This is a genomic window from Ruegeria sp. ABF4_144 (assembly GCF_056160045.1).
This window is the reverse complement of record NZ_JBSWWK010000001.1, coordinates 1,774,738-1,800,599: the sequence shown is the minus strand read 5'-3', so window position 1 is coordinate 1,800,599 and position 25,862 is coordinate 1,774,738. Positions and strand designations below refer to the sequence as shown.

The following is a 25,862-nucleotide window of genomic DNA, read 5'->3' as shown; positions in this document are numbered from 1 at the left end:
GGTTTTCATCATGCGCGCGGCTTCTTCGCCTCCATCTCTGGTCACTTTGGTGTTTGCCACGGCGCTTTCCGTGCTGACGCTGAACATGTTCCTGCCTTCGCTGGCCCGGATGTCGGACGATTTTCAGGTCGACTATGCGTTGGTGAACCTATCGGTGGCCGGGTATCTGGCTGTGTCTGCCGTACTGCAACTGATCATGGGGCCTCTTTCTGATCGTTTTGGTCGCAGGCCAATGCTGCTGATCTGCATGGCTGTGTTCGTAGCGGCGTCGATCGGTTGCGTTCTGGCCGAGTCGATCTGGGTCTTTCTGGGTTTTCGCCTGCTGCAGGCAGCCGTTGTGGCGGGGCCAGTTCTATCCAGCGCCGCCATCCGAGACATGCATCCGCCGAACGAAGCAGCCAGCAAACTGGGCTACGTGGCGATGGCGATGGCGCTGGCCCCGATGCTGGGGCCGATGCTGGGCGGTGCGCTCGACAGCCTGTTTAGCTGGCGCGCCGGGTTTGTTCTGTATTCCGCGCTGGGGGCAGGGATGCTGCTGTTGCTTTGGGCTGATATGGGAGAGACCAATACAAACCGGTCCTCGACCTTTTCAGCCCAGTTGAAAGAATACCCCCACCTTTTACGCGCGCGCCGGTTTTGGGGCTATGCGCTCTGTGCGGCCTTCTCAATCGGAGGGTTCTACAGTTTCATCACCGGCGCTCCTCTGGTCGCAGCAGCTTGGTTCGACCTAAGTCCTGCGATGCTGGGCCTTGGCATCGGCATCATCACCGGTGGCTTCATGGTCGGCAATTTCATAACCGGGCGGATCGCGGCGCACACAAAGCTGACCACTATGATCCTGATCGGACGCATCATTGCGTCCACAGGTCCACTATTGGGGTTGCTTTTGTTTCTGACAGATCTGGGATCGGTCTGGGTGTTCTTCGGCTCGGCCATCTTTGTCGGCTTTGGTAACGGCCTGACCAATGCCAATGCATCGGCTGGTCTGATGTCAGTTCGCCCCAAACTGGCGGGCAGTGCCGCCGGGCTGTCTGGTGCGATGATCGTTGCTCTGGGGGCTGTCCTGACCTCGCTGACCGGACTTTGGGTCAGTCCCGAAAATGGTCCGTTCCTTGTTCTGGGAATGATGTGGGCGTGCAGTTTTGCCGGTCTGTTGGCGGTGCTGTATGTGCGCTGGGTTGACCAGCAAGACCCACTGCCGGAAACGATCTGAGCCCTCGCGCATCATAGTGCTTTCCATATCCGACAGACCATGCTACCCGGCGCGCGATGGATTTCGGCGCGACCCCGCGCCCTATGTTAAGGAGAGGCCGACATGGCACTGGAACGCACATTCTCGATCATCAAACCCGATGCAACCCGCCGCAACCTGACTGGCAAGATCAACGCCAAGTTTGAAGAAGCGGGCCTGCGCATCGTTGCGCAAAAGCGCATCCACATGACCAAAGAACAAGCTGGCAAGTTCTACGAAGTGCACGCCGAGCGTCCGTTCTATGACGAACTGTGCGAGTTCATGTCGTCGGCACCCGTTGTTGTTCAGGTTCTGGAAGGCGAAGGCGCCATTGCAAAGAACCGCGAAGTCATGGGCGCAACCAACCCCGCAGACGCAGCAGCCGGCACCATCCGCGCCGAGTTCGCTGAATCGGTTGGCGAAAACTCGGTCCACGGTTCGGACGCTCCGGAAACCGCAGCCGTTGAGATCGCTTACTTCTTCTCGGGCATCGAACTGGTCGGCTAAACCGCCATCAGATCGGAGATACAGGCCGCTCCCGGCAACGGGCGCGGCTTTTTTTACAACGGCTTGAGGTCGTCCACCGACACCCGGACGCCGACCGCGTCCAAGTCTGAGATCATCTTTGTCTCGGGTGCGGCGCTGACATTGGCCTTGATCGCGTCAAACCGCTGACGCAAGGCCTTTTTCTCTTCGCCTTTGCAGTCATTCCACGGACGCCCCTGCAACCCCATCACCAGCACGTAATAACCGATGAAATGCGGCCGGGTTCCGGCGCGCACGACGCGGGTATAGGCCTCATCCGGACCTATCTCGCGCAGTTGGTCGGCCGAGTGTATTCCTGCGCGGGCGCACGCCTGCTCGAAAGCGGGACCAAGGTTGCGGATGGAAGAGACGGGATCGGACATGCCCAACTCTTAGCCCTGTGGCGCAGCGATGTCGACATGACGCTGGGTCAGTGCAACATCGGACTTGCCAGAAGGTCTATCGTCCGTTTTCATGACGTCATGCTGTCATGAGGTTGCCGATGTCAAAGAACATGGAAACCGGCGAAAACCCCGGCAAGAGCAAAAAGAACACCTCGCTGAGGTTGGACGGCAAGACATTGAAAGCCCTAAAAATCCGGGCAATCGAAGAGGGGACCAGCGTTCAGAAGATCGTCGAGACGCTGGTAAATGACTATCTTGAAACGCCGAAAAAGGGTCGTTCGTGATGGGGCAGGCAAGCAGATTTTTCATCCTTCCCGGCAAGTTTGATCTGGCGGAATTATCTGCTGCGCTCAAAGGCCTGACACCCGAGTTCGATGCACTGACTGCCGCGCGACCCTTCGACCTTTTGGACTGTCACGATCAATCGCTGCGGGCTGAAGGGCGGCTGCTGATCGAGGTCAGTGGCGCGTTGCATTTGCTTCGCGAAAATGGCGATAGTCTGGTTCAGGCCTGCAGCGGCAAAGGGAAATTCGTCCAGGATTTTCCGGATGGTCCAGTGAAAGCGGGGATGAAAGGGTTCCCCAAACTACGCGCGTTGATGTCCGTAGGATCGGGACTTATCGAAACCGGTAGTTTTGCTGTACTTGATGACCTGCAGAAAACACAAGTTCGGGGCAGCGTCGTGATGTTGTCCTCGGATGGCGGGCAGGTGACACTTCTGACCGTGCAACCGATGCGGGGCTACGCTCGCGCCTTTCACGTTGTCTGTGACGCGCTTGGCAACATGGCGACCTCGGGACTTGAGGCGGTGTTCGCAACTCTGTTTCCCGATGCCATCCCCTATTACGCAAAGCCTGATGTTTCTCTGGGAAAGCAGGAACCTTCTATTGAAGTGGCGGCGGATATCATCCGTACTTATCTGGCTGTCGCCCGCCAAAATGAGGCTGGCGTGATCGCCGATATCGATACCGAATTCCTGCACGACTACCGTGTTTCGCTGCGCAGGGTCCGGTCGGTGCTGAGCTTGTTCAAAGGCGTGTTTTCCCCGGAGCAGACCGACGTGCTGAAGCGCGAGTTTTCTGATCTGATGGCCCCCACAGGGCGGGTGCGGGATCTGGATGTATATCTTCTGGAAAAAGATATTTACTTCAACTTGATACCGTCCAACCTTCATCTGGGCGCCGAGGCGATGTTCACGCAGTTCGCCAAAGAACGCACCCGCGCTCTGGCCACATTGACCCGACGTTTTCGTAGTGCGGCCTACGGTAAGAGGATGGATCAGCTGGCAGCCTTGTTTGCTGATCTGAAAGGGCTGGAACCCGGTCCAAACGCGGATCGCGGGGCTTATAGTTATGCCTGCGCGCTGATCTGGAAGCGGTACCGGAAGGTTTGCAAGCTGGCCCGCGGTATCACACCGGAAACACCGGGTGAGGCCGTCCATGACCTGCGGATCGATTGCAAGAAACTGCGTTATCTGATGGAGTTCTTCGGCCCTCTGTTCGACAAGAGTGATTTCAAAATGCTCATCAAGCCTTTGAAAAAGCTTCAGGATAATCTGGGCCTGTTCAACGACTATTCCGTCCAGCAAGAGGCGCTGCTGGAGTTTGTAGCAACCCAAAGCAACGCGCAAGGTCGCGCAAACGCACAACTCGCCATGTCCGTCGGCGGGTTGATCGCCGTGCTCGATCAACGCCAAAAGGCCGAACGCGACCGCGTGATCGCCAATTTTCAACATTTCGACAGCCCGGACATCCAGAACCTGTTCCGAACCCTGTTTCACCACAAGGAGGACTGAGGAGTGAAAATCATTGCCTGCTACAGCAACAAAGGTGGAGTGGGGAAAACCGCGACCTCGGTGAACTTAGCCTATGCCTATGCGCAAGCAGGGTACACCGTTTTGCTGTGCGATCTCGATCCGCAGGGGGCGTCGGGGTTCTATTTCCGGGTGAAGCCATCGAAAAAGCTGACAGACGCGCGGTTTTTCGAAGACGTTGAACGGTTCACCAAATCAATCCGGGCCAGTGATTTTGACGGGCTGGATGTGCTGCCTGCCAACCTAACATTTCGTGACTTCGACGTGTTCCTGTCGCGGATGCGGAACAAGCGGTCGCGGCTGAAAAAGGCCTTGGCCACCGCAGGCAGCGATTACGACGTGATTATTCTGGATTGCCCGCCGAATTTTTCGACCCTTTCTGAAAATATCTTCAAGGCCGCTGATCAGATTTTGGTACCGGTTATCCCGACGACACTGTCGGAACGGACGCTGGAACAATTGGTGAGTTTCTTCGACGATCACAAGCTGCCAAAAAAGAAACTCAGGGCGTTCTTTTCGATGGTGCAGCGGCGCAAAACTCTGCATCTGGAGACGATGGTCAAGATGCGCAAAGCGTACAAAAAGCGGTTCCTGCACAGCGAGATTCCCTTTGCTGCGGATATCGAACGCATGGGCCAGAACCGCGCCCCTGTCAGCATCTATGCCAAGCGCAGCGCCGCGTGTACCGCCTATCAGGCGTTGTTCGATGAATTGGAAAACGGAGTGATTTCAACCAAATGAGCACCGAGATTGAACGCAAGTTTCTGGTCGCAGAGCTTCCGGACTTAGGCAGCGTGGACAAGGCCGTCGTGCGGCAGGGCTATCTGACCGCGCCTGACGACTCCACCGAACTGCGTCTGCGTCAGAAGAATGACAGGTACTTTTTGACCCTAAAAGGTAGCGGCGGGCTGGTACGGGTTGAGCGTGAGGCTGAAATCTCGGCCGAGCAATTTGGCACCTTCTGGCCCGAAACGGACGGGCGCAGAGTGGAAAAGGAACGTTTCACCGGGCAGTTGCCGGACGGACGGGTGTTCGAACTGGACGTGTTTCAGGGTGATCTGGCACCGTTGCGGTTGGTCGAGGTTGAGTTTCAGACCGAAGCCGAGGCCGAAGCCTATACCCCGCCCGAGTGGTTTGGCGCTGACGTTACAACGGATAAACGGTACAAAAACAAGACGATGGCAACCAAAGGTATCCCGGCTTAAGGCTTTCGTGCCAATTTGATCACCACCTCAAGTCCCGGGTCGCAATTATGTGCCTCAAACGCGCCGCCGTGCATCCGGGATATTGCGGCAACCAGGGCCAATCCCAACCCAGCATTGCGCTCGGTCCGGGCCGGGTCGAGCGTCACAAAGGGCATCTGCAAGCGTGGTAAGTCTTCTTTCGGTACACCAGGTCCTCGGTCACGGACGCTGAGGCTGGTATAGGGGCCGTCTTCAGATAGGTTGATCGTGACTGCCGTGTCCTGCGGGGCATAGCGCATTGCATTTTCCAGCAAGTTCGACAGCGCCTGAGACAATAGCGGTCGGTGCCCCGGGATGGAGCCCGCGCTGCCCGTGACCTCAAGCCGGATGCCTTGATCGTCGGCGACTGGGTCGTACAGCTCGGCCACGTCCGCAACCAGTTGCTGCAGGTCAACCGGTTCGAACTGTTCGCGGCCTACACCGGCCTCAGCGCGCGAGATTTCAGTCAGTTGGCCCAGAACGTGCAGCACGTGGTCGATTTCTGTGCTGGCCCGTGCAACGTCGATCTCACGCTCCTGATCTGATTTGCCGGGGTCAGACAGCGCCTCGACCCGCTGTTTCAGCCGTGACAGGGGTGAGCGCAGGTCATGTGCGATGGAATTCGACGTAGTGCGCAGGTTACTGACCAGTTCCTCGATCCGGTCCAGCATAGTGTTAAGCGTGCCAGCCACCTGATCAAATTCATCGCCAGTGCCGCGCAGGGGCATTCGGCGAGATAGATCGCCTGAGACGATGTTCTCGGCGGTGCTGGCGATGTCAGACAGGCGGGAAAAGACCAGGCGGGTGAACAGCCAGCCGGTCAGCACACTCAGCGCCAGAGCGATCGCCAGCGCGATGCCAACCGATCTCAGCAGCACCCGGTCAAACTGCTGCCGGGCCAATGCGTCGCGCCCCACCAGCAGGCGCTCGCCGCCGGGCAGGCGGATCGAAGCGGCCGAAATGGGCACCAGTTGGTCATTGTCGGCGCGGCGCAGTTCAAGGTCGACCCAGCCGCTGCCCGCTGTGATCTTCTCGGGCCATTGTTTGAGGTTTCCGGCCAGTTTGGCACCGAACCGATCCGTCAGTAGATAGAGGGCGTCTCGTTCCGAGGCGGTAGGGATGCGCCGTTCTATGGCTGTCATCAGTCCGATCAGGCCGCGGCGTTCATATTCATCCGCCAAGCCGGTCAGTTCCGCCGACACGACCGAGCGGGTCTCGCCTTCGATACTGCGGTTGGCGGTGACATAGACCAAGGCCAGCACAGTAGCTGTCAGCAATGTGCTGAGAATCATGCTGGCCAGAACAAGGCGTGTGCGTGAATTGTTGAAGGAAAGCCGTAGGTTATCCATCAGATATCATGTAGCCCGCACCCCGGACGGTTTCGATCAGTGGCTGCTCGCCACCTTCGTCCAGCTGACGCCGCAACTTTGAGATATGGACGTCGACCACATTGGTATTCGGGTCGAAATGGTAATCCCAAACCCCCTCCAACAACATGGTGCGCGACACCACACGGTTCTTCCGGCGCAGAAAGAATTCTAGGATCTGAAACTCGCGCGGGGTCAAGGTGATCTCGCGCCCGTTGCGGGTGACCTTTCGGGTCAGCAGGTCCATCTCGAGGTCGCGGCACGTCAGGGTCGGGCTTTCTTCGGCCTCTTGCGGGCGGCGCAAGAGGGCCTCGATCCGGGCGTGCAGTTCCTGAAAGGAAAACGGTTTGACCAGATAGTCATCCGCCCCGGCGCGCAGCCCTTTGACGCGCTCGTCAACGGCGCTCATGGCGGTCAGCATAAGAACCGGCGTTTTCACACCCGCCGCGCGCATCGACTTGATCAAGGATAGGCCATCCAGCCCCGGAAGCATCCGGTCCAGAACAACAGCGTCAAACCCGCCATCGGTGGCATGATACAGGCCCTCACGGCCATCCTCGGCCGCCTCGACAGCGTAGCCTTCCTCGCCAAATCCCTTGGCAATGAAATCACGGGTGTCTTCGTCATCTTCGACGATCAGCAGGCGACGGCTCATGATGCGAGTTCCTTTCTCTTGGGAGTTAATCACAAAAATAGGGCAAAGCATATGGTTTCGCTAAATAATCTGCCGGGTGCAAAGATGTGCACCCGGCAGTCCCGGCGGTTTGCGGACAATTCAAACCCGCCAGGGAGGCGCCCGCCAGATTTCCCCATCACGTGGCGCGCGCTGGTGTCAGATCAGGCGATTTCCACCGCCACGAAGATCTGGTTTCCGCCGCGATTGATCAGAACGAGCGCGGGATCGGTCTTTTCGCTGTCCAGCGCGGCTTTCAACGCGTCCGGTGTCGCGGTTTCCTGACCGCCCAGCTTCACGATCACATCGCCGCGCTGCAGACCAGCCTTAGCCGCCGGGCTGTCGGGCTTCAGGTCGGTGACGATCACGCCATCGACATTTTCACCCACGCCCATCTCGGCGCGGTTGTTGTCGGTTAGCGGGGCCACGGTCACGCCCAGGGCTGTGCCCGAAACGGTCTCGTCCACTGACTTGTCGATCTCGGCCGAGGCGCTCTGATGCTGACCGATAGTAAGTTCAATCTGCTGTTCCGTGCCATCGCGCAGAACGGTCAGAATGCTGTCGGTGCCCACCTGAGTGGTGCCAACCAGGATCGGCAGGTCGCTACTGGAGTCGACAGCCTCATCGTTGAAGGTCAGGATTACATCACCCTGTTTCAGCACGCCATCTGCCGGGCTGCCATCAATGATGTCGGCAACTAGCGCACCACTTGAGGCATCTATGCCCATGGCGGCCGCGATCTCGGGGCTGACATTCTGGATCGACACGCCCAGCCAGCCGCGGCTGACCTGGCCGTCGTCACGGAGATCGGCGGCGATGTGGTCAACGATGTTCGATGTCACCGCAAAACCCAGACCTACGGACCCGCCGGTGGGGGAGTAGATGGCCGAGTTCACGCCAACCACTTCGCCTTGCATGTTGAACAGCGGACCGCCCGAGTTACCCTTGTTGATGGCCGCGTCAGTCTGAATGAATTCAGCGTAGGGGCCAGCCGAGATGTTGCGACCCTTGGCCGACACGATCCCAGTGGTCACTGTCGAATGCAGGCCGAACGGGTTGCCGATGGCCACGACGTCTTCGCCCACGCGGATCACGTCGCTGTCGCCCAGTTGCACAGCCTGCAGTGCCTCGTCAGCGTCGATTTTCAAGACGGCGATATCGGTCAGCGGGTCGGTGCCGATGATTTCAGCCTCGTAGGTGGTGTCATCGGACATGCGCACTGTCACCGACTCGGCATTGTCGACGACATGGTGGTTGGTGACAATGTATCCGGCTTCATCCAGAACAAATCCAGACCCAAGCCCTTGCGCCGGTCCGCGCTGCGGTGCGTTGAATCCCTCGGGCGCACCGAAGCGTTTGAAGAACTCCCCAAACGGGTGCTGGTCAAAGTCAAAGTCCTGACCCTGCGCAGGAACAGGCACTGCGCCCTGTTCTGCGATGATGGTGACAACCGAGGGCGATACGTTTTCGACCAGATCGGCCAGCGCCTCGTCCGCCATCGAGGGCAGGGCGGTGGTTGTCAGCATTGCGGCGCTTAGCGCGCCGGCACCAATCCAACTGGCTGTCCCGGGCAAAAGTAGAGAGGATTTGCGGATGCTCATTTTTATCTCCTGTTTCTGTCACGCGGTTGCGGCCGCGCGTTGGAACAGGAGATGCGCGTACAGTCTGAGTCTTTCCTGAGCAAAATGTTAAGAAATCTTAATTTTGCCACAAACAGACGCTTCTATGCCGCCGAGCCCAAGGCGTAAATCGGAGGATTTGCGCGAATCACCGGGTGCGAATCGGTGGATTGTTGCCGGTTTAGACGTCAAAGGGCGAAAAGGGTTGAATTGAATCAATTTTGTTAACAAAGCAGCCGCCTATTTTGCGCGCTTTTCTGCAATCTTCTTTGGGTTGTGATCATGTTTGACCTTTGGTGAGTTTTCTTGAGGAATCTACTCGCTTAGGCGACGCATATTTTATTAGGTTTGTGCTTAATCGCAATTGATGCCCTGCCGGTCTCAAAGCGCACTCAACCTATGAGTGTTTTTCGCTTTGACGATGTTGCGGAAAAACCATTCAGAGAGACGCAAAATTAACCGTTCTTTCCAATTTTACGTTGTTTGAACGCACCGGATCGGTGACGATGAAAGAGCCCAAGCGAGGGGGAGCCGGTGGCACTAGGGGGTGCCTAAGGCTTGTCACAGTCACTGGAAGCGCTGCGCGGCATGTTAACGAGGGGGTCTTGTTTAGGTTCGGCGGCGAAACAGCCAAAATGTCAAAAGACATTGTTGGCCGCGTTTCCGGGATTGATGAAAAGTGGTAGTCCTGTTTTGGGTACCGGCCCGGTCGTTATCGACCGGGCCGCGTTACTCTTGGGCATCGCGTTTCGCGCGCCATGCCGCCCAGTCTTCAGGAGTGTCCAAATCCAGTAGGGCGTTTTGACCGGGCAATAGCTGCAGATGAACACTGTCAGCATTCGCACGGACAATCGACTGTGCGCCGTCATCGCCTGACAAACTGCTCAGTTGCTCAAACAGGCTGCGATCAAACACGACTGGGTGGCCCGGTTTGCCGTTGGCTGTCGCGCCGCGCCAGACCAACCTGTCAGGGTGGGATTGAGTCGAACCCAAAACGGCCGTCAGATCCTCGGTGGAAATATCGGGTAAGTCCGCCAACAAGATCATCGCTGCGGGCGCTTCGTCTGATACTTGTGCGAGTGCTCCGCGCAGGCTGGCATTTATGCCTTCCTTTGCGTCGGGGATGTCGACCCGGCGCAGGTCCAGCCCATCCAACGCGTCATGCCGAGGGTGCGGGGCCGGGGGCAGCGCAACGATCACCGGGGCCGCGTGCCGGGCGATCATGGCCGAGCGGCGCAGCAAGGGCTGGCCGTCCACAATTTGCAACAGTTTGTCCTGGCCGCCCATGCGGCTGGATTGCCCAGCTGCCAGCAAAAGAATGGGTATGTCCGTCATTCCGTCACCATGGCGCCGGATCCGTCCGGTGTCATCCCCGCATGCGCGCTCCGTCCAAATCGAACAACGGCTCTGAGATCACTCTGGCTTTGCGCAAGTGGCCGAGAATTTCGATTTCCACCTCCAGCCCGTCCGTTGCCCGGTCGGTCGGCAGGAACCCGAAGGCGACCGACTTTTCGGCATAATGCGAATACCCGCCCGAAGTGCAGAAACCCACAACTTTGCCGTCCAGCCAGATTGGTTCATAAGCATTCACATCGGTGTCGTCCGCTTCTACCTCGAAGGTCACCAGTTTGCGTGCTGCACCTTCGGTCCGTTCCTGTTCGGCCGCAGCCCGGCCAATGAAATCAGTGTTTTTCGAGAAGGAAATGAAGCGATCCAAACCCGTTTCAGCGGCGGTGTAGTCGGGCGAGAACTCACGCATCCACGAACCAAAGAACTTGTCCAGACGCAAGCTCATCATCGCGCGCATGCCAAAAGGCACCATGCCGTGCGGCTGACCGGCCTGCCACAGCGTCCACCAAAGCTGACGTTGGGCCATCGGATCGCAGTAAATCTCATACCCCAGATCGCCGGTATAGCTGACGCGCTGCACAATGCAGTCGGTCATTCCAACCGTCATGCGCCGCACGTCGAGGAAACGGAGGTTCGAGATATCGTCACGGGTGCAGCCCGACAGCACTTCAGCTGCCTTTGGGCCAGCGATCTGAAACCCGTTCAGTCGGTCGCTGACGTTTTCGATGATCGCGCCGTCTTGCTGGTTCTGCAGGAACCAGCGCATATGGAACGCCTGCGCTCCGTAAGATGCGGTCAGCCGGAATTCGGTCTCGCTCAGGCAGGAGACAGTGAAGTCTCCGATCAGTTTGCCTTTGGGCGACAGCATCGGCGTCAGGGATACGCGCCCCGGCTGAGGGATACGCCCGGCCATGAGCCGATCCAGCCACGCACGTGCTGCAGGGCCAGTAACGCGGTATTTGCCGAAATTGTGGACCTCGTTTATGCCGACGCCGCTGCGAACGCCGCGTACTTCACGACCCGTTGCGCCGAACGCATCTGAGCGCCGGAATGAGGGTGTTTCGTAACCGGGTTCGCCGTCTTGGGCGAAATAGTTCGGAACCTCCAGCCCGTATTGCTGACCCCAGACCGCGCCCAGATCGCTGAAGATGTCATACATCGGGGTCGTGCGGTTGGGACGCGCGGCGGGCAGCTCTTCGTTGGGGTAGGAGACGCTGAACCGTTTTTGATAATTCTCGATCACCTTCGGGCGCGTGTAACCGGCGCTGATCCAGTCACCGAACCGGGCCACGTCCATTGCGAACACATCGCGTTCGGGCTCCCCTTCGATCATCCATTGAGCCAGCGTAAGACCGACACCGCCACCCTGGCTGAACCCGGCCATCACGCCACATGCGGACCAATAGTTGCGCATCCCCGGAACCGGCCCGACCAGTGGGTTCCCGTCTGGGGCAAAAGTGAACGGCCCATGGATCACCGATTTCACACCCGCCTCGGCTAAAACCGGGAAGCGTTTATATGCGAACTCGATACTGTCAGTGATCTTGTCGTAGTCGTCGGGCAGCAACTCGTGTCCGAACTCCCACGGCGTGCCATCGACGGCCCACGGTTTGCAGGGCTGTTCGTAGAACCCGATGCACAGACCGCGTCCTTCCTGCCGCAGATAGCTTTCCCCGGCTGGGTCCATCACATGCGGGTGCTCGCCACCTGCGTCTATGATTGCCTCGATCTGAGGGATCGAGTCCGTGACCAGATACTGATGTTCCATCGGGTGCAGCGGAAAGTACACGCCAGCCATCGCGCCGACCTCGCGCGCCCAAAGGCCGCCCGCGTTGACCAAGTGTTCGGCGTGAATGGTTCCCTTGTCAGTGACCACGTCCCAAGTGCCATCGGCGCGCTGGTTGGTCTCGCGCACCATGCAATGGGTTTCGATTGTCGCGCCCCCCATCCGTGCTGCCTTGGCATAGGCATGGGTGGTGCCCGACGGATCAAGATGCCCGTCCAGCGGGTCATAAAGCGCGCCGATAATTCCGTCGGTGTTGGTGATCGGGGCGATCTTCTTGATCTCCTCCGGTCCGACAATCTCGGTCTCCAACCCCATGAACCTGTGCTTGGCGCGTTCGGCCAGCAGCATGTCGAACCGGTCCTGATTGTCGGCCAGAGTCACCCCGCCCACATGATGCAGGCCGCAGGACATGCCGGTGATCTCTTCCAGCTCTTTATACAGGCGAATGGTGTAGCCCTGCAGCGCGGCCATGTTGGTATCGCCGTTCAGGGTGTGGAACCCTCCGGCCGCGTGCCACGTCGACCCGCTGGTCAGTTCGGACCGTTCCAGCAGCATGACATCGGACCAGCCCAGCTTGGTCAGATGATAAAGCACCGAACATCCGACTACACCGCCCCCAATGACGGCTACCTGAGTTGTGGTCTTCATGTCTCTGCCTCCCATGCGTTTTAATCAAAGACTGCAAGTGCATGGCAAAGCAGGCTGTTCCGTTCACGACATAGGTTGTCGCGGAACAGGGGTCAGAGCGGGCGGATCTTCAGCTCGGTAATCCGGTTGCCTTCACGCGCTGTGACTTCGAAACGGAACCCGTGGAACGAGAACACCTGACCAGTCACCGGGATCATCTGCGCTTCGTGTATGACCAAGCCTGCGATCGTGTTGGCCTCGTCATCGGGCAGCGACCAGTCCATTGCCCGGTTGGCATCACGGATGGTCATCGCGCCTTCGACAAGGAATTGTCCATCGTCGGTTCGGGTCACGGGGACGTCTTCTTCAATATCGAACTCGTCGGCGATTTCGCCCACGATCTCTTCGAGGATATCTTCAAGTGTGATCAAGCCGCGCAATGATCCATATTCGTCCACCACCAGCGCAAAGTGGCTGTGCATCCGCAGGAATTCCCGCATCTGATCGTCTAGAGTGGTGGTTTCAGGAACAAAATAGGGATCGTTGGCCACTTTCGAGATATCGAAGGACTTCAACCGATCATTGTCTTCTTCGCTGGCCCCCGCATGTGCGTACATGGCGCGGAACAGATCTTTGGCGTGCACCACACCGACTATGTTTTCCTGTTCATCCCGGAACACGGGCAGGCGAGTGTGTGGGCTTTTCAGGCATTGCTGCAGAATGGCCTCGGGCGCGTCGTCGGCATCGATCATCTCGATGTTGGAACGGTGCAGCATGATTTCCTCGACCGTACGGTCGCCCAGATCAAGGGCGCCCAGAATACGGTCGCGGTCTTCCTTTTCGACCACGCCTTCTGAGTGGCCCAGATGCAGCGCGCCTGCGATTTCCTCGCGCACGGCAAGGATGTTGCTGTCAGGGTCGATCTGCACGCCAAACAGGCGCAGAACGCCGCGTACCAGCAAACGCACTGCCGCAACCATGGGCGAGAACACGGTTACAACAACGCTGATGATCGGCGCCACAAGGGCCGCTGCTTTTTCCGCGTTGGTAATGGCGTAGGTTTTCGGCAGCACCTCGGCAAAGATCAGAACCAGCAGGGTCATCACCAACGTCGCCAGTGCCACGCCGCTTTCGCCGAATAGCCGGGTAAACAGCGCTGTCGCCAGCGAGGCCGCGAGGATGTTCACGAGGTTATTGCCCAGCAGGACCGAGCCGATCAGCCGTTCATTGTCATCGGTGATATCCAGCGCTTTTTGCGCCCCGCGCGAGCCCTTGTCGGCCTGCGCCCGCAACTTGCCGCGCGACGAGGCAGTCAATGCCGTTTCAGAACCCGAGAAGAAGCCCGACAGAACAAGCAAAAGAAGAATGGCGCCAGTGGTAAACCAGAATGCGCCGTCGATCAGAGAAGAAGAGGGTTCCATCGGTCCTTGGTTATTGGTTTTGCTGCATCCGTTATGGGGTCGCGCCCCCTGCGGATCAAGGGGTTAGCCTTTGTCTTCGGGGTCTTTGGCCAGTGGGTGATGCTCCAGCACCAGTTCGGCCAGACGTTCGTCCAGAACATGAGTGTAGATTTCGGTCGTCGCCACATCGGCATGGCCCAACAACGTTTGGATTGACCGCAGGTCTGCACCATTGGCCAACAGGTGCGTGGCGAAGGCATGGCGCAGAGTGTGCGGCGTGACTTTTTCCGGGGAAACGCCGCCCTGAACTGCCAGCTCTTTGATCAGCAGAAAGAACATGTGGCGTGTGAGATGCCCGGATTTCCCGCGCGAGGGAAACAAGAACTTGGATCGCTGCCCGCCGTCGGAAACCAATTGATCCTCGGCCTCGTCACGGACGATCAACCACGCGGCCAGCGCCTCTCGGGCAGGGGGCGACAGAGGAACCATCCGTTCCTTGCCGCCTTTGCCCAAAACCAGCAGCATCCGCGGATCGCCCCGTGCGGAGGAAACTGGCAGCGAGACCAACTCGGTCACGCGCATGCCAGTGGCATAGAGCACCTCCATCAGGCAGGTGTTGCGCACCCGGTCGCCCTTGGTGCGTCCAGTCTGGCGAGCGGCCTGCAGCAGCCGGTCGACCTCGGGCACGTCCAGCGTTTTGGGCAAGCGCTTCTGCCGACCAGGGCCTTTGATTTGAATCGCCGGGTTGGAGTCGCGCCAGCTTTCCTCAAAGGCAAAACGATAGATCTGCTTGATTGCCGATAACCGCCGCGCGCGGGTGGATTTTGCCAGCCCCTGTGCGTCACAATCGATCAGATAAGCTTCGATCTGGTCCCGTTGTGCCTCGGCAAACCCGGTTTTGCGGCGTTCAAGCCAGGACGCGAAGTCTTTCAGGTCCCGACCATAGGCGAGCAAAGTGTTGTTCGCGGCCCCCAACTCGGCGGCTTGCGCCTGCAGAAAGGTAGAGATCCAAAGTTCCGAGGTTTCCGGCGCCACCATGGTCAGGTGTCCTGAAGGATCAGAAGATTCAGCGCAGCACGGCGGGCGGTGTCCTCAAGGCCCACGCGGCGCAGGGTCGCAACGGCGGCAGTCAGATCCACAAGGTTCCCACGGGCGCCATGGGCAAACAGTTCCATCGTTTCCAGAATGGCCTCACCCAACTGACCGTTCGCCAGCATCACATCAATGTCTGATGGCACTGGAGCGGCCCAGGCAAAGCCTTCGGCGACTGCATCGGCCCATGGCGATGGCGACTTAGCGCGCCCAGGATCGCCCTGTGCAAGCGCGGCAAGGAACTGCGTTTCCACGGAATCGTCCGGTGGCGACAAAGCAGCGGTTTCATAGAGCTCCGAGAGTAAAAGAATCCGCCACCGTAAATTTTCTGCGGTCGGATCGGGCAGGGTCATCTGTGACAAACGGCCTGCGAACAGCTCGGCAAAAGGAACCTCCAGCCCGACGCTGCGCATTTGCTCCCAGACTTTGGGTAGTGCCTTGGCCACTGCGCCAGGTTTGCCAGTTTCCAGAGCGCTTTCAAACTTCTGCACCGCCGAGACCCGGTCCCAAACCGCGCCAGAAGCTGCGGGGGAACGCTCGGTGTACAGACCCAGCAATTGGTTGGGTGTCAGTGCTCCAATCCGAGTCAGGCGCTCGGCGGCCTCGATCTGCGCCTTCCACCCGGCGACATCGCGCAAGTCGGCATTAGCAAAGGCGCGTGGTAACGGGGACGAGGGCAAACGCTCTCCAATGGCTTCGAACAGGCGAAAGCTTAGCGGGTCTGGATTGTCGGGCTGCGGCAGATATTCGGCGTCTTCGTAAAGCTCGGGGCTGAGGAAACGGTCCAGCACGTCCAGATCTTCGGGTGGCAGAACCTGCAGCGCATGAGCAGCCTCAAGCGTCAATGCGGCCGAACTCCAGTCGCCCCGACGGGCCTTGCAGAAGATTTGTGCGGCATAGTCCTGAGACAGGTGCGGCTGCGCGATCAGCGCGGTGCAGCTGCGATCCTCATCTCCGGTCAGCAGCGTCGCGTCAAACCAGCGTTGAAACCGTTCACGATTGTCGGTCGGGCCGGCCAGTTGCACCAGCGATTGCACGGGATCGGCTGCCCCCAGCTGCATCAGCCGGTCAAGCCGCGCCAATAGCAGAGGTTCCTGAGCATTCGGCCCTGCTGGTGCGCGGGCCTCGGTCAGCAGCAGGGTAAACAACAGGCGTTGCATCGCCGGATTGTATTTAACGGGTACACGGGCGATCAGTTGTGCAAGACGAGCGGGATCGCTGTTCTGCCACAGATCCACAGGCAGCCCGGTCACTGAGGATGCCACCAGCCCCAAGGGAGGTGACAGCGCTTCAAGCGGGGTGACTTCGACATCCGGCTGCAGGCCGGTTTCGGTTACCGGCGGTTCCAACAGCACAGTCCCCGGCAGGTTCTCTGGCGGGTCGCTCAGCCATTCTATGACGGAAAGAGGTTCCTGCTGGGCCTGCGCCGATCCGGCCAGAAACAGCGCAACCACTGCGGCCTTATTCGACATTCAGGATTACAGGCTCCCGTATCTCGTCTTGCGGCGCCGAAAAGTCAGCACCAAAAAACGGCCCCAGATAGGCGTATGCCACCAGCCCGACAAAACCCAGGCAAATCAGATATAACAGGAACTTGATCAGACGGCCCATTGCTCAACGCTGCCCCAATTTTCTCTTTTGTCATAGTTATAGCTAGCATTTTTCGTAAGATCACGTCATTCACGGTGAAATGAGCGAAATTAAGCATAACTCTTCCAGCCAGGCACCAGACACGGGCTTTGAACTGCACAAAACAGTGGTTCTTGTCGGTATGATGGGGGCAGGAAAGACGGCTGTGGGTCGTGCATTGGCCGCGCGGCTGGGTGTTCCTTTCCTCGACAGCGACGCCGAGATCGAATCGGCCGCCAATATGACCATCCCCGAGATTTTCGCCCGCGACGGAGAGCCGTTTTTCCGTGCCAAGGAAACTCAGGTTATCGGGCGTCTGCTGGACGAGGAAAAAGGCATCCTATCCACTGGCGGCGGAGCCTTTCTGGCCAAACAGAACCGCACGATGATCACCGAGCGCGGTGTGTCCGTCTGGCTGCGTGCTGATCTGGATGTGCTGTGGAACCGGGTTAAACACAAGGACACGCGCCCCTTGCTGCGCACGGCTGATCCGTATGCGACCTTGCGTGGTATTTATGAGCAGCGCGTACCGGTCTATGCGCAGGCTGACCTAATCGCGGAATCGGATGGGGAAACCTCGATCGAGAATATGGTGAACCGGGTGGTGGATGCGCTGGCAACACGCCCTGATGTTTTGGAACGAAAATAATGCACCAAACCGTACATGTAGAGCTGGGCGAACGCTCGTATGACGTGGAAATCGGCCCGGACCTGCTGGAGCAGGCGGGTACGCGGATTGCGCCCTTGCTGCACCGCCCCAAGTTGGCCGTTGTAACAGATGAAAATGTGGGCGCGCTGCATCTGGACGGTCTGCGGGATGGGTTGGCTTCTGCCGGGATTGAGATGACGTCTTTGACCTTGCCTGCGGGCGAGGCGACCAAAAGCTGGCCACATTTCGAACGAACGGTCGAGTGGCTGTTGGCGGAAAAGATTGAGCGCCGGGATGTCGTCGTTGCGTTGGGTGGCGGTGTCATCGGTGATCTGGTTGGTTTTGCCGCTGCAGTTCTGCGTCGCGGAGTGCGGTTCGTGCAGATCCCGACTTCGCTGCTGGCGCAGGTGGACAGCTCGGTGGGTGGCAAGACCGGGATCAATGCACCGCAGGGCAAGAACCTGATCGGAGCGTTTCACCAGCCGTCGCTGGTACTGGCAGATACTTCAGTTCTCGGCACAATGACCCAACGCGATTTCCTCTCGGGCTATGGCGAGGTGGTGAAATACGGCCTGCTGGGTGATGCAGCTTTTTTTGAGTGGCTTGAGGAAAACGGGACGAACGTCTCGGGCGGAGACATGGCCGCGCGGGTGCGGGCCGTGACACGCTCGGTTCAGATGAAGGCCGATATTGTGGCGCGCGATGAGACCGAACAGGGCGACCGCGCGCTGCTGAACCTTGGCCACACATTCTGTCACGCGCTTGAGGCAGCGACAGGCTATTCCGACCGTCTGCTACATGGTGAAGGTGTGGCCATCGGTTGCGCGCTGGCGTTCGAATTGTCGTCGCGCCTAAGCCTGTGTTCTCAAGAGGATCCAAGCCGCGTCCGCGCTCATCTGCGGGCGATGGGGATGAAAACCGATCTGGCCGATATCCCCGGAGAACTGCCAGGGGCCGAGGCGCTGGTCGATTTGATGGGACAGGACAAAAAGGTCATCGACGGTCAGCTGCGGTTCATTCTTGCGCGCGGTATCGGGCAGGCTTTCGTTACCTCGGACGTTCCGCGTGACGCGGTTATTTCGGTGCTGGAAGACGCCTTGGCGACGGTTTGATCACCGTCCCCGGATCACCATCAACTCACCGATATTTTCGCGGGTGATATAGCCAACCATGTTCCCGACCTGCGTACAGACCGCGATGGCCGGGGCGCCTTTGTACAGCCCGTCCAGAACCGTTTCCAACCCACTGGTCAGCTGAACCTGCGGGATATCCGCTACCATGATCGAAGTTGCTGGATCTGAACGCGGGGTTTCTCCAGCCAGCGCCGAGAATAAACCGTTTCGGGTGACGAACCCCAACAGAACACCTGCTGAGTCCAGCACGGGGAATTCGTGTTGTGTGGTGTGAATGACGGCTTGCGCCGCAGTCGCCAGCGTGTCGGTCGGGGACAGGGCGTGGAACTCGGTGATCATCGCGTCCCGTGCCAGAACCCGCCGCGCGATCGAACGCATGGCCACATCCTGGCTTTCGGAATTGGCCGCGATGAAGACAAAGACTGCGATCAAAACGAGGATCGGGTTGCCCACACTCAACCCCCAGAAACCGAACGCCACGGCGACGATCTGTCCAGCTAGAGCGGCAACTTTGGTGGCTTTGACCCGGTCCATCTTTAAGCACAGCAGGGCGCGGAAGACACGACCGCCGTCCATCGGAAAAGCCGGGATCATATTGAACGCTGCCAGCAGCAGGTTCACATAGGCCAGCCGATTCAACAGCCCATGTCCGGTCGAGTCGATCTGTGCCAGCGTCTCAAGGGGCATACCGGCCCCCAGTACAACGAGGATGACCCAAATCACGATGTTCACGGCGGGGCCAGCAAGGGCGACCCACACCTCTTGCATTGGTTTTTCCGGCATCCGTTCCAGTCGGGCCAACCCGCCAATCGGCAACAGAGTGATGTCGGGGGTCTTTATCCCGTACCGCCGTGCCATCAACGCGTGGCCGAACTCATGCGCGACGACGCACGCAAAAAGCGCCAGTACAAAGACCAGATTTTCGATGGCGGCTGGTAATCCGCCGCTGGAATAGGCGGCGAAACCGACCCAGGCCAGAAGCAGGAAAAAGGTGACATGGACCCTCAGTTCCGACCCTAGTATCCGGCCGAGTGAGAAGGACCATGTCATGATATGTCTCCGTTTGGTTTAGAACGGGATCTCGTCGTCGTCGATGCCACCAGATGCCGGGGCAGGAGCGCTGGACGGGCCGCCATAGGGATCGCCATAGCCGCCACCGGCCTGACCACCGCCATAGCCGCCCGATTGGCCGCCATAACCACCGCCGCCGCCACCACCTTCGCCGCGACCGTCAAGCATTGTCAGTTCGCTGCGATAGGGCCGCAGGACCACTTCGGTGGTATATCTGTCCTGTCCAGATTGATCCTGCCATTTGCGGGTTTCCAGTTGCCCTTCGATATAGACTTTGCTGCCCTTGCGCAGATATTGCTCAGCGACCCGCACCAGAGGCTCCGAGAAAATAGCGATCGAGTGCCATTGTGTCCTGTCTTTACGCTCTCCGGTATTGCGGTCTTTCCATGTTTCGGAGGTCGCGATGCGCAGGTTGCATACCTTCCCACCATTCTGAAACGACCGTACCTCAGGGTCCGCACCGAGATTGCCGATAAGAATGACCTTGTTGACTGAACCCGCCATGTATTTCCCCGTTCTGATTTGACGTTTACGCGCCCGAATCTGGCGCTGAGTTTCCAAGCGACCCTATACGGCCTGCGTCGTGGTTGGAACACGGATGATGCAGGTAACACTCAGCAAGAAAATACTCAGGTTCCGTTTACCAAGCTTTCATTATTAACTGAAATATTTATACTCCACAGAGTTCCTGAACGAATGAGATTGGCGTTAATGCGATTTCTGGTTAGTTGTTTTTTTGTTACGTGCTTTGCTCTGGTCTCGGGTCCGGTGTCTGCGCAGACTCTGTCGACAAAAAGCCGGAAGGACATTTTCCTTAAGCAGTCCAAGGTGTTGGACTCGCGCGCTGCAACCCAGTATCGGGATTCCGAGCGGCTAAAGCCGAAGAGAGCGAAGACCAGCGACACCTTTAATAAGCGCTACACTGGTAAATACCGGGGACAGTATATGACTTTGGCCCGTCAGGCCGCGCGTAAGCACAATGTTCCGGAAGAACTGTTCCTGCGTCTGGTACAGCAGGAAAGCGGCTGGAATCCCCATGCGAAGTCGCACAAGGGCGCGTTGGGGTTGGCTCAGCTGATGCCCGGCACGGCAAGGCTCTTGGGCGTGAACCCGCATGACCCCAAGCAGAATCTGGAAGGTGGCGCGCGGTATCTGTCCTGGCAGTATCGTAAGTTTAAATCATGGCGCCTGGCTTTGGCGGCCTATAACGCAGGGCCAAAAGCCGTTGAAAAGCACGGCGGCGTTCCACCCTACAAGGAAACTCAGAACTACGTGAAAGTGATCTGGGGCGGCTGAACCGCATTCTCGGTTACATTGCTCCAATTTCGGCGCGCTTGCTAAGCTTGGCTGTGATCCGCAATACAACCAACGCGCATAGCATGGGCAGGCACGCCGCAAGGATGGCAGTCTGGAAGCTTGTGAACTGCGCTATCATCCCAACCGACGGACCGGCAAACAGAGCCCCAATGAACAGGCTGTTGACGTAAAGCGCGTTGGCACGCGCCATGCGCCCATTCGCGAAGTTCTGCACATAGGTCAGGCTGACTCCGGCAAACAATCCGTAATATGTCCCCTCAAGCGCCGCCCCGACGGCCATCGCAGACAGCCCAGAGACTTGCGACAAAACTAGAAATGAACACAAACCAAGCCCTCCGGATAGGATAAGCCCGGACAGCGGTGAAATGTGGCGCAACAAGAGCGGAGTGGTCAGGATGATCACAATCTCGGTTGCAGTTTTGATTGAAAAGGACAGGCCGGGCGCAAAATCGGGCAGGCCGGCCTCGCGCACGTAAAACAAGGGCAGGGCGCTGCTGCACAGCACATGTGCCGCTGAAAAGAACAGGCAGGCAGCGACCGCCAGCCGCAATGCCCGGTCGGTACCAGAATCGGCCTGTTGCGGTTTCCCTACTGCTTCGGCCCGGGCTGTCCTCGGCATCGTGTGCCACCATAAAGCTGCCCAAACTACTGCTGCGCCAAGTGCAAAGACAAAGGTCCGATCCGCGCCCCATTGCCCTGCCACGAAAAACGCCAACGCGGGCCCCATCATCCATCCCAGAGAGGTCATCGCCCGCAGCCATGCGTTGAACGATGGAATGTCGAACCCAAAGCGCTCGGCGCTGATGCGACCGAAGCTGTACATCCTCGACAAAGAACTGCTGCTGAGGCTGAACCCCAGTACGCCTACAGTGATCAACGTCCAGTAGGACGGCCAGATCAGAACCGACAGCAACGCGATCACATAGCCTGCTATAGAGGCGCCGACCAGCGGCGCAAACCGGTAACCTTTGTCCAGTCGAGTGGCAAAGCCGCGGTTGAGTGTGACCGTAAGCAAAATCGCTAATGCGCTGTAGATACTGATCTGCCAGGGCGGGTGGCCCAGCTCCTGCACAATAAAGAAGGGAATGAACGGGGCCGTCATGCTGGCGCAGAAAGTGCCTGACAGGTGCAAGCCCAATACAGCCCGCGCGCGACCGTCGCTGAGGAGTGTCATAAAATGCTCGCAATGAAATCGTGGCCGCGGACCGCAGGCCAACGGAGTTCCGAGCGCTAAAGGACAATTGTATCAGAGATATGAAAACTGGCGCCGGTGCTAAACCGGCGCCATTGTGCAGCGCTATTCGGCTGCGATTTTGATGACCGGCTCCATGCGGGCTAGAATGTCTTCGGACAGGTGGCATTTAACCTGATGTCCGTCGGCCAGAGTCTTCACCGGCGGCACGTCACGTTCACACATCCCGCCCGGCACTTCGGACTTCCAGCGGCAGCGGGTCTGGAACGGACATCCCGGAGGCGGGTTCATCGCCGAGGGAATATCGCCTTCCAACACGATATGCTGCTTTTCGATCGAAGTATCGGCGATGGGAACCGCACTCAGCAAGGCTTCGGTATAGGGGTGATAGGGCGGCGCAAAGACTTGATCGGTAGTACCTAGCTCGACCACATGGCCCAGATACATCACCATCACCCGGTCACTGAGGTACCGCACGATCGACAGGTCGTGACTGATGAACAGCAGCGTTGTCTTGTGCTCGCGCTGAATCTCCATCAGCAGATCGGTCACCGCCGCCTGAACCGAAACGTCCAGCGCCGAGACGGGCTCGTCGGCGACAACGATCCGGGCGTCCCCAGCAAAGGCGCGGGCGATACCGACGCGCTGTTTCTGCCCGCCTGACAATTGCCGCGGCATCCGTTCGGCGAAGGCACGGGGCAATTTCACCAGATCCAAAAGCTCTAGCATCCGCTTCTTACGTTCGGCCTCGGAGTTGCCGACACCAAAGATTTCCAGCGCACGGATGATCTGACGACCCACCGTCATCGAGGGGTTCAGCGTGTCAAACGGGTTCTGGAACACCATTTGGACTTCGCCTACGGTCTTGGCATCGCGTTCCTCGATTGGCACGGCCTCGATATTGCGGTTGTCCAACAGGATCTGGCCGTCCGTGGCTGTCTCCAGCCCCATTAGCACCTTGGCAAAGGTGGACTTGCCGCAGCCGGATTCACCCACAATGGCCAGCGTCTCGGACTCATGTGCCTCGAAGCTGAGCGTTTCGTTGGCTTTGACCACCTTGGTTTCGCCACCGCCGAACAGGGCATTCGCGGCCACCTCATAGTATTTCTTGAGGTTGTCCATCTTTAGAACGGTGCGGCCGATCTCGCCTTTTTCTTTCTGCTCTCCCACGGTGATCGGAGCGTTCCAATCGATTTCCTTAAACTTCAGACAACGTGTGTGGTGGCGGTCATTGCCCGGCACCGGTTCCATCAGGATGTTCTGAGCATCACAACGGCCTTCTTCGAAATAGTCGCAGCGTGGGCCAAAGTTACAGCCCGGTGGGCGTTCGTGGGGTAGGGGGAAGTTGCCTGGGATGGCCACCAGAGGTCGCGCATTCTTGTCGGCCCCCGGCAGCGGGATCGAGCGGAACAGCGCCTGCGTATAAGGGTGCTGCATCTCGTCGAACACGTCGTGAATCGAGCCGCGCTCGACCGCCTCACCTGAATACATCACGCACAGCCGGTCGCAGGTTTCCAGAACCAGCCCGAGGTTGTGCGAGATGAATAGCATCGACGTTCCGTATTTCTTGCCCAGGTCCTTCACCAGCTCGACCACGGCGGCCTCAACCGTCACGTCCAGAGCGGTGGTTGGTTCGTCCAGGATCAACAACGCCGGTTTCGACATCAGCGCCATGGCGATGACGATCCGCTGCTGCTGACCACCCGACAGCTGGTGCGGGAACGAATTCAGCATCCGCTCGGGGTCGGGCAGGCGGACGTCGGTGACCACTTCCAACGCGCGGGCATAGGCCTCGTCCTTGCTGACGCCCTCATGGATCATCGGCACTTCCATCAGCTGTTTGCCGATCTTCATCGCCGGGTTTAGCGAGGCCATCGGCTCCTGATAGATCATAGCGATTTCGTTGCCCCGAATGTCGCGCAACTCTTCGGTGGTCATCTCAGATAGGTCACGGCCCTTGAACTTGATCGAGCCGCCTACAATCCGCCCGTTCTTGCCAAGGTCCTGCATAACGCCAAGGGCCACGGTGGATTTGCCGCAGCCGGATTCTCCGACCAATCCTACGGCTTCGCCGGGTTGCACACTGACCGAGAAATCCATCACGGCAGGAATTTCCCTCAGACGGGTGAAAAACGAAATCGAAAGCTTGTCGATCTCAAGGATTGGCCCGTCATAATCTGCCAGTTTGTTCATCTTGCTTACTCCTCGCGAGAGTCAGGGGCTTCCCCTTCATCTGGCTAAAAATATCTCGGGGGTCCGGGGGGGTGGCCCCCCGGCCTCGATCACATCAGTCCTTAAGACTTTCTTCGCGCAAACCGTCAGCCAGCAGGTTCAAACCAAGAACCAGCGACAACAATGCCAGCGCGGGCGGCAGGGCCGGGTGTAGGTAGATCGACAGCAGCTTGCGCCCTTCGTTGATCGTCGAACCCCAGTCCGGGCTTTCCGGCGGAAGACCCAGTCCGAAGAAACCCAAGGTTCCCAGAAGGATGGTGGTGTAGCCGATGCGCAGACAGAAATCGACGATCAGCGGACCACGGGCGTTGGGCAGGATCTCCCACAGCATGATGTACCAAGGGCCTTCGCCACGGGTTTGGGCGGCAGCCACGTAGTCACGCGTTTTGATATCCAGCGCCAGTCCCCGCACGATACGGAACACCGTAGGTGAGTTCACGAACACCACCGAAACGAATACCACAAGGATCCCGCCGGGGATGTCGAACAGGTCCAGATAGGTCGGCAGACCCCAGATACGATAGCTGTCGGTGTTGATGATGTAGCCATCGGTCGTGATCAGCGACAGGTAAAGCCATCCAGCAATGCCCAAAACGCCGATCAATAGCGGGGTGCGGAAGCTCGGCCTTGTGTAAAAGCGAGAGTTCAGCAAAACCGCAAGGAACAGGATCGGGAACACGAACAGCACAGCCGCCATGTAATTCGGCACCCCGGTCGCCACGATTTCCGGCGTGACCAGCAGATAGAACAGCAGGATCACGGGGAAGGCGAGGATCAGGTTCGCGAGGAACGACAGGAACGTGTCCAGACGACCGCCATAGAACCCTGCGGGCAGGCCCAGAGTGATCCCGACCATGAAGGCAAACATGGTCGCCAGCGGTGCGATCTGCACCACGATCCACGCGCCTTTTACCATACGGCTGAATACATCCCGGGCCAGATTGTCGCCGCCCAACAGGTACCAAGCGTATTCGCCGTCCTCCGTAGAAGGAAGAGGTGTTCCGGGGACCTTGTTCTTCATACCCGACACCTGATCCAGCGGATCGTGGGTAATGATCAGGTCCATAGCGCCAAAGATGCCGGTGAAAACCCAGAACATCACAAGGCCAAAGCCGATCATTCCAATGGGGCTGTCGAACAGTTTTCCGTAAAGGCCCAGCTTTCGCTTAAAGGCGATCGACATGGCAAACAGGATGATCAGTGACAGCCAGACAGGCAGGAATTGCTGTGAGATAGCACCGATGATGCCCGCACTGGTCCCCATCAGGACACCAAGCACAATATAGGCCAGCGCCAGCGCGACACAGGCTGCAAAGCTGTACCTCAGCGCCTTTTGGGTCAGGCCACGCAGGCCCGATCCGGAACTGATCGTTCCATCGATATTAACGCTGACTGGCGTTTCCGGCAGCACGATACTGCCCACGATCCAGACGACGATCGATACCAGAAGGGCCGCCAACGCGATCATCAGCAACGGGTTCAGGAGGGCGATAGAGCCGGTCCAGGTAAGTGGTTCCATGATCTATCCC

The 25,862-nt window shown here is 58.5% G+C and carries 24 protein-coding genes; 9 read left to right on the top strand and 15 right to left on the bottom strand.

Annotation, left to right across the window (positions count from 1 at the left end; genetic code table 11):
- Nucleotides 1-10 precede the first annotated feature (10 nt).
- Both ACXAGD_RS09125 and ndk read left to right on the top strand, forming a co-directional pair.
- Entirely contained in the window at nt 11-1,213 is a 1,203-nt protein-coding gene (locus ACXAGD_RS09125) for a multidrug effflux MFS transporter (protein WP_475209887.1), read from the top strand.
- A gap of 102 nt (nt 1,214-1,315) precedes the next feature.
- Nucleotides 1,316-1,738, top strand: a complete 423-nt coding sequence (gene ndk / locus ACXAGD_RS09120) for a nucleoside-diphosphate kinase (protein ID WP_155143779.1) — start codon at nt 1,316-1,318, stop codon at nt 1,736-1,738.
- Nucleotides 1,739-1,791: 53 nt separating this feature from the next.
- On the opposite strand, the gene ACXAGD_RS09115 is transcribed toward ndk, so the two are convergent.
- The gene (locus ACXAGD_RS09115; RefSeq protein WP_475209885.1) at nt 1,792-2,139 is read right to left on the bottom strand and encodes a TfoX/Sxy family protein; all 348 of its coding nucleotides are present in this window, start codon (nt 2,137-2,139) and stop codon (nt 1,792-1,794) included.
- A 119-nt stretch (nt 2,140-2,258) separates the two neighbouring features.
- Between ACXAGD_RS09115 and ACXAGD_RS09110 the strand changes: the two genes are divergently transcribed.
- Genes ACXAGD_RS09110 through ACXAGD_RS09095 form a run of 4 tightly spaced genes read left to right on the top strand, consistent with a single transcriptional unit; the run spans nt 2,259 to nt 5,178 of the window.
- The gene (locus ACXAGD_RS09110; RefSeq protein ID WP_475209883.1) at nt 2,259-2,444 is read left to right on the top strand and encodes a hypothetical protein; all 186 of its coding nucleotides are present in this window, start codon (nt 2,259-2,261) and stop codon (nt 2,442-2,444) included.
- A complete protein-coding gene (locus ACXAGD_RS09105) occupies nt 2,444-3,955 on the top strand; it encodes a CHAD domain-containing protein (protein WP_475209881.1) in 1,512 nt (503 codons plus the stop codon). Before ACXAGD_RS09110 ends, ACXAGD_RS09105 begins: the two co-directional genes overlap by 1 nt.
- 3 nt (nt 3,956-3,958) lie before the next feature.
- Nucleotides 3,959-4,714, top strand: a complete 756-nt coding sequence (locus ACXAGD_RS09100) for a ParA family protein (RefSeq protein ID WP_475209878.1) — start codon at nt 3,959-3,961, stop codon at nt 4,712-4,714.
- Nucleotides 4,711-5,178 carry a CYTH domain-containing protein gene (locus ACXAGD_RS09095; RefSeq protein ID WP_475209875.1) on the top strand — a complete coding sequence of 156 codons (468 nt, stop codon included), beginning with the start codon at nt 4,711-4,713 and terminating at the stop codon, nt 5,176-5,178. Before ACXAGD_RS09100 ends, ACXAGD_RS09095 begins: the two co-directional genes overlap by 4 nt.
- Here ACXAGD_RS09095 and ACXAGD_RS09090 read toward each other — a convergent pair.
- The 9 genes from ACXAGD_RS09090 to ACXAGD_RS09050 form a co-directional block, all read right to left on the bottom strand.
- Nucleotides 5,175-6,545, bottom strand: coding sequence for a sensor histidine kinase (locus ACXAGD_RS09090; RefSeq protein WP_475209872.1), 1,371 nt, complete (start codon nt 6,543-6,545; stop codon nt 5,175-5,177). The genes ACXAGD_RS09095 and ACXAGD_RS09090 overlap by 4 nt on opposite strands.
- The gene (locus tag ACXAGD_RS09085) at nt 6,538-7,218 is read right to left on the bottom strand and encodes a response regulator transcription factor (RefSeq protein WP_475209869.1); all 681 of its coding nucleotides are present in this window, start codon (nt 7,216-7,218) and stop codon (nt 6,538-6,540) included. Before ACXAGD_RS09085 ends, ACXAGD_RS09090 begins: the two co-directional genes overlap by 8 nt.
- Before the next feature lie 182 nt (nt 7,219-7,400).
- Nucleotides 7,401-8,837: a Do family serine endopeptidase gene (locus tag ACXAGD_RS09080; protein WP_475209867.1), complete on the bottom strand. Its 1,437-nt coding sequence runs from the start codon at nt 8,835-8,837 to the stop codon at nt 7,401-7,403.
- 747 nt (nt 8,838-9,584) lie between these two features.
- Complete coding sequence (locus ACXAGD_RS09075) at nt 9,585-10,190, bottom strand: nucleotidyltransferase family protein (protein ID WP_475209864.1); 606 nt, start codon at nt 10,188-10,190, stop codon at nt 9,585-9,587.
- A 31-nt stretch (nt 10,191-10,221) separates the two neighbouring features.
- Nucleotides 10,222-12,639: a GcvT family protein gene (locus ACXAGD_RS09070; protein WP_475209862.1), complete on the bottom strand. Its 2,418-nt coding sequence runs from the start codon at nt 12,637-12,639 to the stop codon at nt 10,222-10,224.
- Between the two features lie 92 nt (nt 12,640-12,731).
- Nucleotides 12,732-14,039 carry an HlyC/CorC family transporter gene (locus ACXAGD_RS09065; RefSeq protein ID WP_475209860.1) on the bottom strand — a complete coding sequence of 436 codons (1,308 nt, stop codon included), beginning with the start codon at nt 14,037-14,039 and terminating at the stop codon, nt 12,732-12,734.
- A 63-nt stretch (nt 14,040-14,102) separates the two neighbouring features.
- Nucleotides 14,103-15,056 carry a site-specific tyrosine recombinase XerD gene (locus ACXAGD_RS09060; RefSeq protein ID WP_475209857.1) on the bottom strand — a complete coding sequence of 318 codons (954 nt, stop codon included), beginning with the start codon at nt 15,054-15,056 and terminating at the stop codon, nt 14,103-14,105.
- Between the two features lie 2 nt (nt 15,057-15,058).
- Nucleotides 15,059-16,582 (bottom strand): hypothetical protein, encoded by a 1,524-nt coding sequence (locus ACXAGD_RS09055; protein ID WP_475209854.1) that lies wholly within the window; start codon nt 16,580-16,582, stop codon nt 15,059-15,061.
- On the bottom strand, nt 16,572-16,721 hold the full coding sequence (locus tag ACXAGD_RS09050; protein ID WP_170331309.1) for a hypothetical protein: 150 nt from the start codon (nt 16,719-16,721) through the stop codon (nt 16,572-16,574). Before ACXAGD_RS09050 ends, ACXAGD_RS09055 begins: the two co-directional genes overlap by 11 nt.
- Nucleotides 16,722-16,800: 79 nt before the next feature.
- On the opposite strand from ACXAGD_RS09050, the gene ACXAGD_RS09045 reads away from it, so the two are divergent.
- Complete coding sequence (locus tag ACXAGD_RS09045; RefSeq protein WP_475209852.1) at nt 16,801-17,388, top strand: shikimate kinase; 588 nt, start codon at nt 16,801-16,803, stop codon at nt 17,386-17,388.
- Nucleotides 17,388-18,500, top strand: a complete 1,113-nt coding sequence (gene aroB, locus ACXAGD_RS09040; protein WP_475209849.1) for a 3-dehydroquinate synthase — start codon at nt 17,388-17,390, stop codon at nt 18,498-18,500. The genes ACXAGD_RS09045 and aroB overlap by 1 nt, the downstream gene beginning before the upstream one ends.
- Here aroB and ACXAGD_RS09035 read toward each other — a convergent pair whose 3' ends face one another.
- Together ACXAGD_RS09035 and ssb are read right to left on the bottom strand one after the other, a co-directional pair.
- Nucleotides 18,501-19,571, bottom strand: a complete 1,071-nt coding sequence (locus ACXAGD_RS09035; protein ID WP_475209846.1) for a site-2 protease family protein — start codon at nt 19,569-19,571, stop codon at nt 18,501-18,503.
- 18 nt (nt 19,572-19,589) lie between these two features.
- Nucleotides 19,590-20,096, bottom strand: a complete 507-nt coding sequence (ssb, locus tag ACXAGD_RS09030) for a single-stranded DNA-binding protein (protein WP_475209844.1) — start codon at nt 20,094-20,096, stop codon at nt 19,590-19,592.
- Between the two features lie 207 nt (nt 20,097-20,303).
- Between ssb and ACXAGD_RS09025 the strand changes: the two genes are divergently transcribed.
- Nucleotides 20,304-20,888 (top strand): lytic transglycosylase domain-containing protein, encoded by a 585-nt coding sequence (locus ACXAGD_RS09025; protein ID WP_475212536.1) that lies wholly within the window; start codon nt 20,304-20,306, stop codon nt 20,886-20,888.
- Between the two features lie 13 nt (nt 20,889-20,901).
- Here ACXAGD_RS09025 and ACXAGD_RS09020 read toward each other — a convergent pair whose 3' ends face one another.
- From ACXAGD_RS09020 to ACXAGD_RS09010, 3 genes are all read right to left on the bottom strand, one after another.
- Nucleotides 20,902-22,083, bottom strand: a complete 1,182-nt coding sequence (locus tag ACXAGD_RS09020) for an MFS transporter (RefSeq protein ID WP_475209843.1) — start codon at nt 22,081-22,083, stop codon at nt 20,902-20,904.
- Between the two features lie 123 nt (nt 22,084-22,206).
- Nucleotides 22,207-24,294 carry a dipeptide ABC transporter ATP-binding protein gene (locus tag ACXAGD_RS09015; RefSeq protein ID WP_475209840.1) on the bottom strand — a complete coding sequence of 696 codons (2,088 nt, stop codon included), beginning with the start codon at nt 24,292-24,294 and terminating at the stop codon, nt 22,207-22,209.
- 94 nt (nt 24,295-24,388) lie between these two features.
- Nucleotides 24,389-25,852, bottom strand: a complete 1,464-nt coding sequence (locus tag ACXAGD_RS09010; protein WP_475209838.1) for an ABC transporter permease — start codon at nt 25,850-25,852, stop codon at nt 24,389-24,391.
- Nucleotides 25,853-25,862 lie beyond the last annotated feature (10 nt).